We start from the raw sequence: 15709 nt of genomic DNA, 5'->3' as shown, positions 1-15709 counted from the left end.
AGGAGCGGCGGCCGGTGCGTGTGATCGCAAGGCGGCCGGAAGCCCTGGTAGCGGCGCTACCTGGGCCTTTCCAGGGGCCATTGGTCCCGGGAACTGTTCGGTCTAAGCGCGCTGGCAGCCCGGGCACCAGAAGAGGTTGCGGGCGGCGAGATCGGCGGTGCGGATCTCGCCGCCACAGATGTGGCAGGCCTGCCGGGCCCTGCGGTACACGTACACCTCGCCGCCGTGGTCGTCGACGCGCGGCGGACGCCCCATCGCCTCCGGCATGTGCTCGGGGCGGACCGTGTCGATCCGGTTGTTCCGCACGCCCTCGTGCATCAGCGCCACCAGGTCGGCCCAGATCGCGTCCCATTCCGCACGCGTGAGGTCCTTGCCCTGACGGTACGGGTCGATCCCGTGCCGGAACAGCACCTCCGCGCGGTAGACGTTTCCGACCCCCGCGATGACCTTCTGGTCCATCAGCAGGGCCGCGACGGTGACGCGGCTGCGGGAGATCCGCCGCCAGGCCCGCTCGCCGTCCTCGTCGGTGCGCAGCGGGTCCGGGCCTAGGCGGTCGTGTATCGCGCGCTTCTCGGGGCCGGTGATCAGCGCGCACATGGTGGGGCCGCGCAGATCCGCGTGGTGGTCGTCGTTCACCAGGCGCAGCCGGACCGTTTCGGTGGGCGGCGGAGCCGGGGTCGTACCGAAGCCGAGCTTGCCGAAGAGGCCCAGGTGGATATGGACCCAGCCGGCGTCCTCGAAACCGAGGAAGAGGTGCTTGCCATGGGCGTCGACACCGGTGAACGTGCGGCCGTCGAGCAGCGCGGCACTGTCGGAGAACTTGCCCTGCGGGCTGCTCACCCGCACCGGCCGCCCGGCGAACCTGTCCCGGTGATCCGCCGCGAGGCGGTGGATCGTGTGTCCCTCGGGCACGACGGCGACTCTCCTCGGTGACGTGGGAACGTGATGACGCGGAAACGAAGTGGCACGGGGAAATGACTGTGCCGCCGGGAGCACCGGCGGCACAGGGGTGGGGGCCGGTCAGCCCTGCTGCGGGTGGTGGGCCGGGATCGGGGGGAGCTCACCGGTCGTCTCGTACGCCGTCAGCATCTCGATACGACGAGTGTGACGTTCCTCACCCGAGTACGGGGTGGCGAGGAAGATCTCGACGAACTTGGTGGACTCGTCCACCGAGTGCATCCGGCCACCGATGGCGACCACATTGGCGTTGTTGTGCTCGCGGCCAAGTGCGGCGGTCTGCTCGCTCCAGGCCAGTGCGGCGCGCACGCCCTTGACCTTGTTGGCGGCGATCTGCTCGCCATTGCCGGAGCCGCCGATCACGATGCCGAGACTGCCCGGGTCCGCGGCCGTCCTCTCGGCGGCACGCAGGCAGAACGGCGGGTAGTCGTCCTGGGCGTCGTAGATGTGGGGGCCACAGTCGACGGCCTCGTGGCCCTGGGCCGTGAGCCACTCGACGAGGTGGTTCTTGAGTTCATAGCCGGCATGGTCCGAGCCGAGGTACACGCGCATGTTCCGAGTGTGGCACGAGTGTGGCCGGTCAGCGGCAATCGGGGTCGGGCCCTGTGTGTGCAACGCCACTCGGGCAACCATCCGGCCAAAGAATTCGGAATGAGGGCTTCCGCTTATGTGGTTCGACGAGTTTCAATGCATCGCTGGCTGTTGCACCCCGCTGCGGCGGTCGGGCACTCAGCGAGCGCTCCGAGAACGTAAGGATTCGATCCATGACATCGCAGACGACTCTGACCGGGCCGGGCCACCAGCCCGGCAAGCCGGACCGGTCGAACGGACCGGACGCGCCGGGCTCCTCCGACGGTCTCCAGGCCGGTCTCAAGAACCGCCATCTCTCGATGATCGCCATCGGCGGCGTCATCGGAGCGGGCCTGTTCGTGGGCTCCGGCGCCGGTATAGCTGCCGCGGGACCGGCGATCCTCGTGTCCTACGCCCTGGTCGGCATGATGGTCGTCTTCGTGATGCGGATGCTCGGCGAGATGGCCGCGGCCCGTCCCAATTCGGGCTCCTTCTCCGCCTACGCCGACCAGGCGCTGGGCCGCTGGGCCGGCTTCTCGATCGGCTGGCTGTACTGGTTCTTCTGGGTCGTGGTGCTCGCCGTCGAAGCCACGGCGGGTGCCGAGATCCTGGAGGGCTGGGTGCCGAGCGTCCCGCAGTGGGCGTGGGCGCTGATCGTGATGGTCGTACTGACCGCGACGAACCTGGTCTCGGTCGGTTCGTACGGCGAGTTCGAGTTCTGGTTCGCCGGGATCAAGGTCGTGGCGATCGGCGCGTTCATCGTCGTCGGACTGCTCGCCGTCTTCGGGTTGCTGCCCGGCTCGGACAACCCCGGCTCGGGGCTCGCGCATCTCACCGACGCCGGCGGGTTCTTCCCCAACGGGGTGGGGGCCGTCCTCACCGGTGTGCTGATGGTCGTCTTCTCCTTCATGGGCAGCGAGATCGTCACGCTGGCCGCCGGCGAGTCCGACAACCCGCAGCGCGCCGTCCAGAAGGCCACCAACAGTGTGATCTGGCGGATCGCCGTCTTCTACCTGGGCTCGATCTTCGTCGTGCTCACCCTGCTGCCGTGGAACGACGAGTCGATCGTGAAGGACGGCAGCTATGTCGCCGCCCTCAATTCCATCGGCATTCCGCACGCCGGTGAGGTGATGAACGTCATCGTCCTGACCGCCGTGCTGTCCTGCCTCAACTCCGGCCTCTACACCGCCTCCCGGATGGCCTTCTCCCTCGGCCGCCGCGGTGACGCGCCGAAGTCGTTCGCCCGGGTGAACAAGCGGGGCGTGCCGCAGGCGGCCATCCTGTCCTCCGTCGTCTTCGGCTTCATCGCCGTGTTCTTCAACTACAAGTGGCCCGACACCGTCTTCCAGTTCCTGCTGAACTCCTCCGGTGCGGTCGCCCTCTTCGTCTGGCTGGTCATCTGCTTCACCCAGCTGCGAATGCGGGGCATGATCCTGCGCGAGCAGCCGGAGAAGCTGGTCGTACGGATGTGGCTCTTCCCGTACCTCACCTGGGCGACCATCGCGATGATCTCGTTCGTCCTCGTCTACATGCTCACCGACGACAGCGGACGCGAGCAGGTGCTGCTCTCGCTGCTGGTCGCGGCCGTGGTGGTGGGGATCTCGCTGGTACGTGAGTTCCGCAACCGCAAGGACCGCACCGCTGTGGGAACGCCCGGCAACAGCTGACGGCCGATGTCAGGGGGCGAGCCCCGGGACGATACGCGGACACGGAAGAGGCTCGCCGGTCTGGTGTCGCGTCACGCGACCCGGCGAGCCTCTTCGGAAGGAGCTACGGCATCAGCCGCGACGGCCGAGGAGCTTCCAGGCCGTGGGCAGCACGCCCATCGCCAGCGCCGCCTTCAGCGCGTCGCCGAGGAGGAACGGCACCAGGCCGGCCGCGATCGCGGCGCTCGCCGACATACCGGTGGACAGCGCCAGGTACGGGACACCGACCGCGTAGATGATCGCGGAGCCGAGCACCATCGTGCCCGCGGTGCGCAGCGCGGAGCGGTCGCCGCCGCGGCGGGCGAGGCCGCCGACCACGGTGGCGGCAAGCAGCATGCCGAGGACGTAGCCGAACGAGGCGCCGCCCGCGCCGGCGCTGCCGCCCGCGAACCACGGCATGCCGGCCATGCCGACGAGCGCGTACACGGCCAGGGAGAGGAAGCCGCGGCGGGCACCGAGCGTCGTGCCGACGAGGAGCGCGGCGAACGTCTGGCCGGTGACCGGGACCGGGGAGCCGGGGACCGGGACGGCGATCTGGGCAGCGATTCCGGTGAGCGCGGCGCCACCGAGGACCAGGGCCGTGTCGACGGCGTAACGGTGCCTGGCGGCGGGCAGCAGGTCGGCGAGGACCGCTCCGGTACGGGCAGGGGCGGCGGCAGCAGTGCTCATCGGGACTCCGCGGGGGTGAGGGCAGGTGGGGGACAGACTGAGGCTGACGTTAGCCCAAGAGTTAACGCTCGATCACCATCAGTGGCCCACAAAGGGGCGGCTGAGGCATTGGTGAGGTTCACACAAAGGAGCCGACCCAATCATGTGACGGCGTGATGCTCATCACTGGGGTGGGGGCGGATCGGCTCAAATTCTGCCGGGAGAGGCCACCTGGAGAGACTGTAGGTTCTCACCAAAACCGTCCAGGAACCTGAGCCCGGCCGACGATCGCACCGGCCGTGACCCGTGTCCGGCTGCGCACCTTGTGTGAGCATTGTGCCCGTATAGCGGACAGCGGTTCCCTGCGAACGGGGTGCGTGTTCAGACTGTGCGCACGTCCCCCGCGTCTCACCTACCGAACAGAGCTTGTCCATGTCTCGGAATTCCGCGTCTCCCCCCACCAGCTCCCCGGTCGCCGTCTCCGATACCGAGGCCGATTCGGCCCTCACCCACGGGCTCAAGCAGCGCCACCTTTCGATGATCGCCCTCGGCGGCGTCATCGGCGCCGGGCTCTTCGTCGGCTCCGGCGCGGGTATCGCCGCCGCGGGCCCGTCGATCATCATCGCGTACGCCGTCTCCGGACTGCTGGTCATGCTCGTGATGCGGATGCTCGGCGAGATGTCGGCCGCGAACCCGGCCTCCGGTTCCTTCTCCGTCCATGCGGAGCGGGCGATCGGGCCATGGGCGGGGTTCACCGTGGGCTGGGCGTTCTGGGTGCTGCTCAGTGTCGCCGTCGGCCTGGAGGGCATCGGCGCCGCGAAGATCGTCACCGGCTGGCTGCCCGGTACGCCGGAGTGGGCCTGGGTCGCGCTGTTCATGGTGGTCTTCCTGGGCACGAACCTGGCCTCGGTGAAGAAGTTCGGCGAGTTCGAGTTCTGGTTCGCCACGCTCAAGGTCGTGGCGATCACACTCTTCCTGGTGCTGGGGCTGCTGGCGATCCTCGGTGTGCTGCCCGGTACGGACGCCCCCGGCACCGCCAACCTCCGCGGCGAAGGCGGCTTCATGCCGAACGGCGCTGAGGGCCTGGTGATCGGGCTGCTCGCCTCCGTCTTCGCGTACGGCGGTCTGGAGACCGTCACCATCGCCGCGGCCGAGTCCGAGAACCCGGTGCAGGGTGTCGCGAAGGCCGTGCGGACGGCGATGTGGCGGATCGCGCTCTTCTACATCGGCTCGATGGCGGTCGTCGTCACGCTGGTCCCGTGGGACGACCCGAGGGTCGTGGAGGTCGGCCCGTTCTACGCGGCCCTGGACCACCTCGGCATCAACGGCGCCGCGCAGATCATGAACGTGGTCGTCCTGGTCGCCCTGCTCTCCGCGATGAACGCCAACATCTACGGCGCCTCACGCATGGCCTGTTCGCTGGTCGCCCGCGACCAGGGCCCGAAACGGCTCGGCAGGATCTCCTCGGGCGTCCCGCGCACGGCCGTCCTGGTCTCGTCCGTGTTCGGCTTCCTGTGCGTGCTGCTCAGCTACTGGCGTCCCGACGACGTCTTCATGTGGCTGCTCAACATGACCGGCGCGGTGATCCTCGTCGTCTGGGTCTTCATCGCCCTCTCCCAGCTGATCCTGCGCGGCCGGCTGGAGCGCGAGGCTCCGGAGAAACTCGTCGTACGGATGTGGCTCTTCCCGGTCCTGACCGTGGTGGCGCTCCTGGCGATGGCCGGCATCTTCTTCCTGATGCTCCAACAGCCCGACACGCGGAACCAGTTGGTGGCGACCGGCGCCCTGACCGTCGTACTGGCGGCCATCGGTGTCGTACGGCAGCGGCGGTCCGTGGCCGTCAAGGGCTGACATCCGGTGCGCACGGCACATTGAGGGAGAACAGCGCACCGCCCTGCTCCCCGATCCGCACCTCGCTCACCGCCCCGTTCCGCAGCTGCGGGAAGACCCGGCGGTAGGCGCCCAGCGGAATCGACAGCAGTTCGCAGAGCACGAGCCGCAGCAGGGTGTTGTGCACGACGACGAGGACCCGCTGCCCCGGATGCCCGTCCGCGATCCGGCGCAGCGCCACCGTCCCCCGGGCCGCCGCCGACCGGGGGGCCTCGACCCCGGGAAACGGGTGGACCACCGGGTCGGCGCGGTACTCCCGGGCCCGCTCCGGGTGTTCGGCCGCGAACTGGGCCAGGGTGCGCCCCTCCACCTCACCGAAATCGCATTCGCGCAGGTCGTATGCGCGCCGGGGGGCGAGATCGAGGGCCCAACACGCGGGCTCTGCCGTCTCGATCGCGCACGTGAGCGTCGACGTCCAGATCGCGTCGACCGGATGCCGGGCCGCCCAGGTACGTGCCGCAGCCACACCATCCGGCCCGCCGCCTCCTGCAGCGTAGTCGTGGCCGCGCCCCGTACGCGGCGAGCACGGCCATGCCGAGCGCGGGTTCGCTGTACTGCGGGATGTGCACGGGCCGGCCCAGGATGCACGTCACCGTCCTCACCGACGGGTCGATCACCTTCACCGGGCCCACCCGGGACTTCCTCGCCCACGCCCCCGCCGGCACGCCCGAGGCACGCCGCGCCGAAGTCTCCTACACCACCGTGGCCGACCACTCCGCCGCTCTCGGCTGACGCGCACTCAACACGAACCGCGCCAAGGAAGCAACGCTGCCGGAGAGGGCACCGACCCTCACATGCATAGTCAGGTGCATGACATGTGCGCAACTTCATCGCGGGCCGGGCCTTCAAGACGTAGGTCGAAGGGCTGATCACCTTCCAGCTTTGCTGCTGTTAGCCTGCTCTTGCACATAGGTTGCAATAACAATGAGACAGCAGCTGGAGGGTTCGACCACATGGCCACGTACACGCTCCCGGAACTCCCGTACGACTACGCGGCGCTCGAACCGGTCATCAATCCGCAGATCATCGAGCTCCACCACGACAAGCACCACGCCGCCTATGTGAAGGGCGCGAACGACACCCTGGAGCAGCTGGAGGAGGCACGCGACAAGGGTGCCTGGGGTGCGATCAACGGGCTCCAGAAGAACCTCGCGTTCCACCTGTCCGGCCACATCCTGCACTCGATCTACTGGCACAACATGACCGGCGACGGCGGCGGCGAGCCCCTCGCGGCGGACGGTGTCGGTGACCTCGCGGACGCGATCACGGAGTCGTTCGGCTCGTTCGCCGGCTTCAAGGCCCAGCTGACGAAGGCCGCGGCCACCACGCAGGGCTCCGGCTGGGGCGTCCTCGCGTACGAGCCGGTCAGCGGCAAGCTGATCGTCGAGCAGGTCTACGACCACCAGGGCAATGTCGGCCAGGGCTCCGTCCCGGTCCTGGTCTTCGACGCCTGGGAGCACGCCTTCTACCTCCAGTACAAGAACCAGAAGGTCGACTTCATCGAGGCGATGTGGGCCGTCGTCAACTGGCAGGACGTGGCGAAGCGTTACGCGGCCGCCAAGGAGCGCGCCGACGTGCTGCTGCTCGCCCCCTGACGGGGAGGCGCACGAACGCCCTGCCTCGTGATCGTCTTCTCAACCTTCACCGGGCAGGCGGATGGAGGGGGGACCCTCGCCTGGACGTGACAGGCGGGGGTCCTTCTGTTGTCAGGTTGCGCTGCAGGGGCGGGTGTCAGGAGGCGGGGGCGCGCTTCAGCAGCGTGCTCAGCACCTGCTCGGCATGCGTCCAGAGCACCGCCCCGCCGGCCTGCGGCACCAGGTGCCGGACCGCGCCGGGGATGCGCGCGGCAAGACCGGCGCCCTGGTCGGGCGAGTGGCCGGTGTCCTTCTCCCCGTACCAGATGTCGACCGGTACGGCGATGTCCGGCAGTTCGATCCCCCAGCGGCCCATGGCCAGAACCGTGTCCCGGGCATAGCCTGCGGCGGCCCCCTGAGCGAACGCCTCGTCGAGCGCGCGCCGATAGGCGGCCTCGAACGCGGGCTGCCGATACACGGCGAGGTCGCACTCCGGGCTGCCGGACATGACCATGTCCCACATCGTCTGCGGGGTGAGCCCGGCGAAGACCTTCTCGGCGGCGGCCGGGTCGGCCACCGCCAGGTCGACGAGGCGCCGCAGTTCACCCGGCAGCGCGTCGGCGAAACACGGCGCGGCGATCTCGTCCGCACCGGAGACCACCGCGAGCGCGCCGACCACACCGGCAGCGGCGCACGCGAGGGCGAAGGGCGCCCCCTGCGAGTTGCCGACCATCAGGGGCCGGCCCAGGCCGCGCAGGGCGGCGAACGCGCGGATGCCGTCGGCGAAGTCCCCGAAGGTGCGGCCGGGGTGGGGCGAGGAGGCGCCCAGTCCCGGACGGTCGAGCGAGATCAGCCGCACCCCGAGACCGTCCACCACGTCACCGCCGAACCCGAGATGCCTGCTGGTGGCCGCCCCCGGCGACAGCAGCACCGGCACACCGTCCACCGGCCCCCACTCGGCCCAGCCCAGCTGCCGCCCTCCCGGCAGCTCTTCGGTACCGATACGAACCGGATCAATCACGTGCAAACTCATGTGCCTGATCATGACCGGATCCGCCGATCGTGTCGAAGGACTTTCCGTCGAATCCTCGACCGAATTGCTTCAGGGGGCGGCGGTGTCCGGCCAGGAGATGTCGGTCTCGACCGGTGCGGCATAGTCGATGCCGGGTACGGCGAACCCGTACAGCCGCTGCACTTCGGCGCGGAACCAGTCGAGATCCGCGAGTTCGGCGATGTTCTCGGTCGTGGCGGCGCTCCACCGCGCGGTGACAGCCTCCTGGACGGCAGGGGCGAGTTCCCAGGTGTCGAGGCGCACGCGCCCTTCTTCGTCGAGGTCGAGCGGGCGGACACCGGTCAACTGGTCCCACAGGCCGGTGAGCTGCCCGATCGGCGGGACCATGGCGTTGCCGAGGACGTTGCGGAGCAGCCCGAGGTACAGAGCGATGCCGGGAATCGCGGTCGAGGACTGGGTGACGGCAGCCGCGTTGACGGAGGTGACCGCGCGCCCGCCGACCAGCTTTCCGAGGCGCTCGTCGAGAGTGCGGGCTGTCTGTTCGAGGTGGGACTTGGCGGCGCCGATGGTGCCCTGCCGGTAGATCGCGGCCGTCAGGGGGGAGCCGATGTAGGAGAGGGCGGCGGTGGTGAATCCGTCGGCGAGCAGCCCCCGGCCGGCGAGGTAATCGATCCACCGTTCCCAGTCCGTCCCACCCATGACGGCGACGGTCTGCTCGATGTCGTCGCCGTCGGCCGGCTGCGTCTCGACCTCCCGCACCTCACCGGTGCCCCGGTCGTCGAACACGAGGGTCTTGGTGCTGTACGCCTCGCCGATGGGCTTGAGGACGGACGCATAGGTGGTCCCGGTGTCCGGGTCGGTGCGGCGCGGGGCGGCCACCGAGTAGATCAGGTGGTCCAGACGGCCGCCGAAGCGCTCCTTCAGTACGTGGGCAACCTGGTGCTTCATCTCGTCGGAGAACGCGTCTCCGTTGAGGAACACCATGTCGTGACCGTGCCGCCGGGCGAGTTCGGCGGTCGCGGCAGTGCGGTACCAACCGGCCGTGCCGGTGCGGCGTCCAGGGGCCTTTTCGAAGCAGACCGCGATCCCGCGGATCCCGGCACGGGCCAGACCGGCGATCGTCGCGGCCAGCCCGTACCCGGCGGAGGAACCGATGACCAGTGCCACCGGTGCCCGGTCGGGCACCCGGGAAGGGGCGGGGACGGCCTGCCACATGTCCTCCACCAGGCGCCGGCAGCCGGCCGGGTGGGAGTCGAGGAAGAGGAAGCCGCGGTTCTTGGGGGCGATGACGCGTTCGCTCATGGGCTCGGGTCTTTCGGGTCGTCACGGACGGAGGTGGCGGCGACGCGGAGGCCCGCACCACGCCCTGCAAGTCTGCGACCGCACGAACACGGGAGGTCACCCCACCAGGCACAGTAATGCTCAGCCGCTCTTGGAGACTTCCCACCACTTCGGCGGGCGCGGCTCCGCCGACGCCCGAATCCCGCCGCCCGACCCCATCCCCACCCTGCCGCGCTGCCCACCCAATGGCTGCTTGTCGTACCGTCACAAGCAGCCCATCAGGTATCAGCCGGTGACCAGGGCCATCATCAATCCGTCGTATCCCTTGCTGCCGACCGTCTGCAGGGCGGTCGCGCTCAACGTCGGTTCGGCCGCGACGAGTTCGGTGAAGCGGCGCACTCCCTGCACCTTCGGGTCGTCGCTTCCGCCGTCGACCACCTCGCCGTCCCGCACCACGTTGTCGGCGATGATCAGGCTGCCGGGCCGGGTCAGCTTCAGCGACCAGGCCAGGTAGTCCGGGTTGCTCGGCTTGTCCGCGTCGATGAACACGACGTCGAACGGGCCGTGCCCCTCCTTGGCGAGCTCCGGCAGCGTGTCGAGGGCGCGGCCGACCCGGATCTCGACGGCATCCGCGAGCCCCGCCCGCTCAATGTTGGCTCGCGCGACCTCCGCGTACGCCGGATCTGCCTCCAGCGTGACGACCTTGCCGCCCTCGGGCAGCGCGCGGGCCAGCCAGATAGTGCTGTAGCCGCCCAGAGTGCCGATCTCCAGCACGGTGCGCGCCCCTTGGAGCCTGGCCAGCAGGTTCAGCAGCTTGCCCTGGTTGGCGGCGACCTGGATCGCCGGAAGCCCGGCCTTGTCGCTGGCCTCGACGGCCGCGTCCAGGGCTTCGTCCGGGCCTACCAACAGGCCGTTGAAGTAGTCGTCGACCTCGGTCCACTGCGCCAACGTCACGGCATGCCCCTCTCTCGATCCCTTGCGAGTTCCCAAAGGGAACTTACATCATGCGAGGTGGATGCAATGATGGGCGCCATGAGCCTTGGCCCCGCCGACCCCACCGTCCTGCACCCGATGCCCGGCCAGCCCCGGGTCGTGCAGTTGAAGCCCCTGGTGAAGTCCGAACTGATCGAGGTCGGGGACTACTCGTACTACGACGACCCCGACGACGCGACCGCGTTCGAGACCCGCAACGTGCTGTACCACTACGGCCCCGAGAAGCTCGTCATCGGGAAGTTCTGCGCACTGGGGACGGGGGTGCGGTTCATCATGAACGGCGCCAACCACCGGATGGACGGCCCGTCCACGTTCCCCTTCCCCACCATGGGCGGCTCCTGGGCCGACCACTTCGATCTGCTGGCCGGGCTGCCTGGCCGGGGCGACACGGTCGTCGGCAACGACGTCTGGTTCGGCTACAACTCCATGGTGATGCCGGGCGTACGGATCGGGCACGGCGCGATCATCGGCGCCGGCTCGGTCGTCACCGGTGACGTACCCGACTACGGCATCGTCGGCGGCAATCCGGCCAAGCTGATCCGTACCCGGTACGACGAGGAGACCATCATCCGGCTTCTGGCCGTCGCCTGGTGGGACTGGCCCACCAAGCACCTCACCCGGCATATCCGCACCATCATGTCCGGCAGCATCGACGACCTCGAAGCGGCTGCGCCGGAGGAGACATCGTGACGATCACCGTTCGAGAACTCACCTACTACCCGGTCAAGGGCTGCGCCGGTACCACGGTCGATTCCGCACAGGTCGTCGATACCGGCCTCGAACACGACCGGACGTTCATGGTGGTGGACGCAGCCGACGGCGCCTTCCGCAGCCAGCGCACGCATCCCTCGATGGCCGCGATCCGCGTCGAAGTCCTGGACACAGGGGCGGTGTTGGCGCTGTCCGCCGATGGCGTCGAACCACTCCACCTGAAGGTCGACCGGGACGGCCCGCGCCGCGATGTCAGCATGTTCGACCGCCCGCTCGGCGCGGCGGCCGACCAGGGGGACGAGGTCGCGGAATGGTTCTCCGACGCGCTCGGTGCGAAGTCCCGCCTGGTACGGGTGGCCCCCGGCTTCGACCGGGACGGCTGGGGCGACACCCCGGGCAAGGTCAACTTCGCCGACGCACACGCGGTGCTGGTCGCCTCGACGGCCTCCCTGGACGGCCTCAACGCCCGCATCACCGCCCGGGGCGACGCCGAGCCGGTGCCGATGGACCGCTTCCGCCCCAACATCGTCCTGACCGGAAACGACGAGCCGCACTTCGAGGACCGGGTGCGCCGGATGATCCTCGGTTCCGTGGAACTCGCCCATTCGGTACGGGCCACGCGATGCGCCGTCCCCATGGTCGACCAGAGGACCGGCCGGCGCGCGGGCCCGGAGCCGATCCGGACCCTGTCGACGTACCGGCGCGAACCGGAGTACAAGAACAAGGTCAGCTTCGGCGCGAAGAACGCGGTGGTGCGCGGGGGCGTGGTGAGCGTCGGGGACGTGGTCGAGGTCGCGGAGCGGATCGGCCGGTGAAGCCCCCAACCCGCCGCTGACCCCTGGCCCGCTGGGGCGCGTCTCTCCGATCTTCGTGGATCAGCCCGCGGCGTCTGGCGCGATGCATGGGAAGCCGGAGCAATGTCCTCGCCTCGTGGCCACCCGGCCCCGCACCATCGCCTTCTCCAGCGGGAAGCGGCTGCCCGGCACGAACGCCCCCAGGCGGATGCGGACTGCGGTGCGGGCCGCGTTCTCGGCCGGCAGCTTCCTTGGCGGCCTCGTCTATGGCCGTCGCACCTAGCCCCAATACCGTTCAGTTAGTAGTTTGGATGGTGATGTGGGGGCCGTGTTTGGGCTGGGGCCAGTGTGTGTGGTGGGAGCGTTTCGCGGCCCATTTCAGGACTTTGCGCCTGACGACTCGGGGGTGTGAGCGTTTTCGGCGTTTTGGGTTGAGGTGTTGGGTGAGCCATCGGACGGCGTGACGCCAGGTCGCATCGGCTGGATCAGTGCCCGGAGGGGGAAAACGCGCTCTGCGCGACTGAACGGCGCGCGATGCGGAGGGCTTTGACGAACGAGACTCTGTCGGGGGGCGCACCCGGCGTGTGCGGCAGTGTCAGCCATCAGGGTGCGGATGGCGTAGTGGCAGCACAGGTGTCCCCAGATTTCTTGCTGGACAAGGTCGGGGGCTTTCGAGCGCAGTACCGCGCGGGGTCCGCGCTGGTGGGTTTTCAGTTCGTCGAAGGTGGTCTCGATCTCCCACCGTTGGGCGTAAGCAGTTGCGAGGTCCTCGGCGCCGGCCTCGGCAGGGTCGAGGATCGTGGTCAACAGCCGGTACTCCTCGGCGTTGCCCCGGCCGTCATCGACTGTGTAGTCGATCACTCTGACCGTGAGCGGCTCCGTCGTGGCCCGGTTCGTGCCCGATGTCGGGACGATCCGGGCCAGCCAGGACCCGTCGGTCAGGCTTTCCAGATACCTGGGCCGCAGGTTCGTTTTCACTCGCCAGAGCAGATCCGCTCCTGTGGCCGCGGCCCGCTGCCAGAGGCGGAACCCGTAGAAGCACTTAACTGAACGGTATTGTTAGCCCGGCTCCGCCACACGCCAACCCCTCGCCATCAGCGCCGTGTTCCTCGCCGGATGGCTGGCCGATCACGCGCTCGCCATCACCGCCGTCCCGACGAGGCAGACCAGGGCTCTGATGATGTCGAAGCGGTCGGGGCGGTAGCCGACTACGCCAAAGTCCTGCGTGACACACCAACCAGCAACCACATCGACATTCGGCCATGATCGCCACGCTGTGGCGTGATTAATGCAACGTTTACAGAGGGACACACCCCGGGTCACAACTCTCCCATGTTTCGGCAAAGTTGATTCCAGTCGATCTTTTTCTGTCAAGCCCGATAGCCACTTTTTCACACCTACAGTGCCCATACACCTTGTCGATCAAGAAAGGGTGTGTGGTTCGTGCACTCACGAATACGCCGCTCGCACGGGAGAACCAGAGCTCGGCTCGCGGTCGGGGCCGCCTTGCTGCTGGTCGCGGAAGTCACGTTCGCAGCGGGGACGGCAAGTGCTTCCACGCCGCCTCCGGCGAAAGAGTCCTCGGAGGCCAAAAGCTCGTCCTCCGAACCAGCCAAGGCCGCTAAGCACCCCAAGGGGTCCAAGGGCTGGGCCATTTCCGAGGCCAAGAAGACGGGAGAGAAGGTGGTCGCCACGGACGAGACCACCGCGACCTCCTACACCGTCGCCAACGCGGACGGAACACTGACCACCGAGCTCACCTCCGGTCCGGAGCGTGTGTGACGGGCCGGCAAGTGGCGGAAGGTCGACGTCACCCTTACCAAGGACACGGACGGCACCGTCCGTTCGAAGGAGCACCCCCACGGGCTGCGCCTGGCCAGCAAGGGGGGTACCAAGGCGAAGTCCCTCAAGGCCGCGCAGAACTCCCCCGCGCGGGACCTGGTCACGCTGGGAAGCGGTGACGGGAGCGTGACCCTCCAGTGGAAGGGTGCATTGCCTGAGCCCGAACTCGACGGGACCCGCGCCCGCTACCACGACGCCGTCCCGGGCGCCGACGTGATCGTCGAGGCGACCCGTACGGGCTTCGAGCAGTTCGTCGAGCTCGCCGAGAAGCCTGCCGCCGCCGACTTCACGTACACCCTGCCGCTACAGGCAGAGGGCATGAAAGCGAAGGCGAACAAGGACGGCTCGGTCACATTCACCGACGCCGAGACCGGCGACGTCCGGGCCACGATGCCCGCCCCGGTGATGTGGGACGCCGCCACTGACGACCGGTCCGGCGAACACACCCACCGGGCCCGCGTCGACATGGAGGTCCTCGACAAGGGGGACGGGAACATCGACCTCGTCGTCACCCCCGACCCGGACTTCCTCGCCGACCCGGCGACGCAGTACCCCGTCACGGTTGACCCCTCCACCTCCGCACTGGCGAACACCTTCGACACCTACGTGCAGCAGGGCGAGACCGTCGACTGGTCCACCGACGTCGAACTCGACCTCGGCAACCCCGGCACCACCAACCCCGACGGGACACCCCGCACCGCGAGGTCCTTCATCACGTGGAACACCACCCCCTTCCAGGACGCGTTGATCGTCGACACGAACCTGGCGCTGTGGAACTTCCACTCAGGAAACACCGACTGCTCCGCACAGACCTGGACCGTCGGGAACACCAGCGCGCCATCGACCTCGTCACGGTGGACGAACCAGCCGACCTGGACCCAGTACCACTCTTCCACCCAGACGGCTGGTAACCCGGGCTGCACGAGCAGCCAACCCGACGGATGGATCAATGCCGACGTCGACACACTGGTGCAGACCTGGGCCTCCGCCAAGGCGACCCGCGGCCACATGGGCCTGCGCGCGGCCAACGACAGCACCCTGGCATGGAAGCGTGTCAACTCCGCGAACAACGCGACCAACCAACCGAGGCTCAGCGTCACCTACAACTACCGGCCGCTGGACGGCACGGCCCAGCAAGCAGGCCCACCGTTCCGGTCCTACAACGATGTGTGGGGTGTCAACACCCTTACACCGACGCTGAGGGACAAGTTCGAGGACGCGGACGGCGACCTGGTGAGCGGTACCTTCCAGGTCTACGACGCGGAAACCAACACGCCGATCACCACGCCGGCAGGCGAAGGACTGCTCGTCTCCAACTCCGTCACCCCCGGAGAGTGGGCGACTGTACAGGTCCCGGCCGGGCAGCTCGTGGACGGCAAGATGTACAAGTTCCGTACCAACGCCTACGACGGCACCCACTACAACCTCAACTGGTCCCCGTGGCGCACGTTCGTCGTGGAGACTGCAGCCGCCGGCGTGCCCACCACCCTTCAGCCCGGCGATTCCTACACGATCAACGACCCCGAGCTGATTGCCGACCCCGCCAAGGTGGAGGAAGTCCTGAACAGGGACGGCAACTTGGAAGCGCTCGGTGTGCAGCCGCGCAATGGCCCCTCCGCCCTGCAAGCTGCCGAAACAGCGGCTGTCTGGGAGCGCACCTACACCGTTCCCAGCACAAGGTTCATCCGTGGCCGCAAGCCCGAGAACTCAGGCCTTGACAAGTACGAGTAC

15 protein-coding genes and 2 pseudogenes are annotated in these 15709 nt (G+C 68.5%); 9 read left to right on the top strand and 8 right to left on the bottom strand.

The features are described 5' to 3' along the window. Nucleotides 1-102: 102 nt before the first annotated feature. Nucleotides 103-912: an Fpg/Nei family DNA glycosylase gene (locus ACH4EW_RS03655; protein WP_398250776.1), complete on the bottom strand. Its 810-nt coding sequence runs from the start codon at nt 910-912 to the stop codon at nt 103-105. A gap of 108 nt (nt 913-1020) precedes the next feature. Further along, nucleotides 1021-1509 carry a ribose-5-phosphate isomerase gene (locus tag ACH4EW_RS03650; RefSeq protein WP_398250774.1) on the bottom strand — a complete coding sequence of 163 codons (489 nt, stop codon included), beginning with the start codon at nt 1507-1509 and terminating at the stop codon, nt 1021-1023. Nucleotides 1510-1721: 212 nt separating this feature from the next. Between ACH4EW_RS03650 and ACH4EW_RS03645 the strand changes: the two genes are divergently transcribed. Next, entirely contained in the window at nt 1722-3194 is a 1473-nt protein-coding gene (locus ACH4EW_RS03645; RefSeq protein WP_398250771.1) for an amino acid permease, read from the top strand. A 111-nt stretch (nt 3195-3305) separates the two neighbouring features. On the opposite strand, the gene ACH4EW_RS03640 is transcribed toward ACH4EW_RS03645, so the two are convergent. Next, nucleotides 3306-3902, bottom strand: coding sequence for a biotin transporter BioY (locus ACH4EW_RS03640; RefSeq protein WP_398250768.1), 597 nt, complete (start codon nt 3900-3902; stop codon nt 3306-3308). Between the two features lie 411 nt (nt 3903-4313). On the opposite strand from ACH4EW_RS03640, the gene ACH4EW_RS03635 reads away from it, so the two are divergent. After that, on the top strand, nt 4314-5732 hold the full coding sequence (locus ACH4EW_RS03635; RefSeq protein ID WP_398250766.1) for an amino acid permease: 1419 nt from the start codon (nt 4314-4316) through the stop codon (nt 5730-5732). On the opposite strand, the gene ACH4EW_RS03630 is transcribed toward ACH4EW_RS03635, so the two are convergent. Further along, complete coding sequence (locus ACH4EW_RS03630; protein ID WP_398250763.1) at nt 5722-6237, bottom strand: histidine phosphatase family protein; 516 nt, start codon at nt 6235-6237, stop codon at nt 5722-5724. The two genes, ACH4EW_RS03635 and ACH4EW_RS03630, sit on opposite strands and share 11 nt — an antisense overlap. Before the next feature lie 65 nt (nt 6238-6302). Here ACH4EW_RS03630 and ACH4EW_RS03625 point away from each other — a divergent pair, with 65 nt between their 5' ends. Continuing rightward, nucleotides 6303-6503 (top strand): hypothetical protein, encoded by a 201-nt coding sequence (locus tag ACH4EW_RS03625; protein ID WP_398250760.1) that lies wholly within the window; start codon nt 6303-6305, stop codon nt 6501-6503. Nucleotides 6504-6724: 221 nt separating this feature from the next. Beyond that, nucleotides 6725-7366, top strand: coding sequence for a superoxide dismutase (locus ACH4EW_RS03620; protein ID WP_398250758.1), 642 nt, complete (start codon nt 6725-6727; stop codon nt 7364-7366). A gap of 136 nt (nt 7367-7502) precedes the next feature. Here ACH4EW_RS03620 and ACH4EW_RS03615 read toward each other — a convergent pair whose 3' ends face one another. The 3 genes from ACH4EW_RS03615 to ACH4EW_RS03605 form a co-directional block, all read right to left on the bottom strand. Then, on the bottom strand, nt 7503-8378 hold the full coding sequence (locus ACH4EW_RS03615; RefSeq protein ID WP_398250755.1) for an alpha/beta fold hydrolase: 876 nt from the start codon (nt 8376-8378) through the stop codon (nt 7503-7505). Nucleotides 8379-8447: 69 nt separating this feature from the next. Next, nucleotides 8448-9659, bottom strand: coding sequence for an enoyl-[acyl-carrier-protein] reductase FabV (gene fabV, locus ACH4EW_RS03610; protein WP_398250752.1), 1212 nt, complete (start codon nt 9657-9659; stop codon nt 8448-8450). Nucleotides 9660-9923: 264 nt separating this feature from the next. Continuing rightward, the gene (locus ACH4EW_RS03605) at nt 9924-10592 is read right to left on the bottom strand and encodes an O-methyltransferase (RefSeq protein WP_398250750.1); all 669 of its coding nucleotides are present in this window, start codon (nt 10590-10592) and stop codon (nt 9924-9926) included. A 78-nt stretch (nt 10593-10670) separates the two neighbouring features. On the opposite strand from ACH4EW_RS03605, the gene ACH4EW_RS03600 reads away from it, so the two are divergent. The 3 genes from ACH4EW_RS03600 (at nt 10671) to ACH4EW_RS03590 (ending at nt 12419) form a co-directional block, all read left to right on the top strand. Then, nucleotides 10671-11321, top strand: coding sequence for a CatB-related O-acetyltransferase (locus tag ACH4EW_RS03600; RefSeq protein WP_398250747.1), 651 nt, complete (start codon nt 10671-10673; stop codon nt 11319-11321). Then, nucleotides 11318-12157, top strand: coding sequence for an MOSC domain-containing protein (locus tag ACH4EW_RS03595; protein ID WP_398250744.1), 840 nt, complete (start codon nt 11318-11320; stop codon nt 12155-12157). The genes ACH4EW_RS03600 and ACH4EW_RS03595 overlap by 4 nt, the downstream gene beginning before the upstream one ends. A gap of 115 nt (nt 12158-12272) precedes the next feature. Next, nucleotides 12273-12419 carry a hypothetical protein gene (locus tag ACH4EW_RS03590; RefSeq protein WP_398250741.1) on the top strand — a complete coding sequence of 49 codons (147 nt, stop codon included), beginning with the start codon at nt 12273-12275 and terminating at the stop codon, nt 12417-12419. A 202-nt stretch (nt 12420-12621) separates the two neighbouring features. Here the strand turns inward: ACH4EW_RS03590 and ACH4EW_RS03585 are convergent. Continuing rightward, a pseudogene (locus ACH4EW_RS03585) lies at nt 12622-13174 on the bottom strand (IS4 family transposase); the annotation flags it as partial. Nucleotides 13175-13579: 405 nt separating this feature from the next. Here ACH4EW_RS03585 and ACH4EW_RS03580 point away from each other — a divergent pair. Together ACH4EW_RS03580 and ACH4EW_RS03575 are read left to right on the top strand one after the other, a co-directional pair. Continuing rightward, nucleotides 13580-13918, top strand: coding sequence for a hypothetical protein (locus ACH4EW_RS03580; protein ID WP_398250738.1), 339 nt, complete (start codon nt 13580-13582; stop codon nt 13916-13918). An 84-nt stretch (nt 13919-14002) separates the two neighbouring features. After that, nucleotides 14003-15481: pseudogene (locus ACH4EW_RS03575) on the top strand (DNRLRE domain-containing protein); the annotation flags it as partial. Between the last annotated feature and the right edge of the window lie 228 nt (nt 15482-15709).

Source organism: Streptomyces sp. NPDC018000, from assembly GCF_044328025.1.
Lineage (GTDB): Bacteria > Actinomycetota > Actinomycetes > Streptomycetales > Streptomycetaceae > Streptomyces.
Note: the sequence above shows the minus strand (reverse complement) of the source record. Positions and strands in the feature narration are given on the sequence as shown.

Excerpts from the sequence above, each read along its gene's own strand:
- ACH4EW_RS03645 (WP_398250771.1), top strand. The coding sequence starts at position 1,722 with ATGACATCGCAGACGACTCTGACCGGGCCGGGCCACCAGCCCGGCAAG.
- ACH4EW_RS03635 (WP_398250766.1), top strand. The coding sequence starts at position 4,314 with ATGTCTCGGAATTCCGCGTCTCCCCCCACCAGCTCCCCGGTCGCCGTC.
- ACH4EW_RS03620 (WP_398250758.1), top strand. The coding sequence starts at position 6,725 with ATGGCCACGTACACGCTCCCGGAACTCCCGTACGACTACGCGGCGCTC.
- ACH4EW_RS03615 (WP_398250755.1), bottom strand. The coding sequence starts at position 8,378 with ATGAGTTTGCACGTGATTGATCCGGTTCGTATCGGTACCGAAGAGCTG.
- ACH4EW_RS03625 (WP_398250760.1), top strand. The coding sequence starts at position 6,303 with ATGCCGAGCGCGGGTTCGCTGTACTGCGGGATGTGCACGGGCCGGCCC.
- ACH4EW_RS03600 (WP_398250747.1), top strand. The coding sequence starts at position 10,671 with ATGAGCCTTGGCCCCGCCGACCCCACCGTCCTGCACCCGATGCCCGGC.
- ACH4EW_RS03650 (WP_398250774.1), bottom strand. The coding sequence starts at position 1,509 with ATGCGCGTGTACCTCGGCTCGGACCATGCCGGCTATGAACTCAAGAAC.
- fabV (WP_398250752.1), bottom strand. The coding sequence starts at position 9,659 with ATGAGCGAACGCGTCATCGCCCCCAAGAACCGCGGCTTCCTCTTCCTC.
- ACH4EW_RS03640 (WP_398250768.1), bottom strand. The coding sequence starts at position 3,902 with ATGAGCACTGCTGCCGCCGCCCCTGCCCGTACCGGAGCGGTCCTCGCC.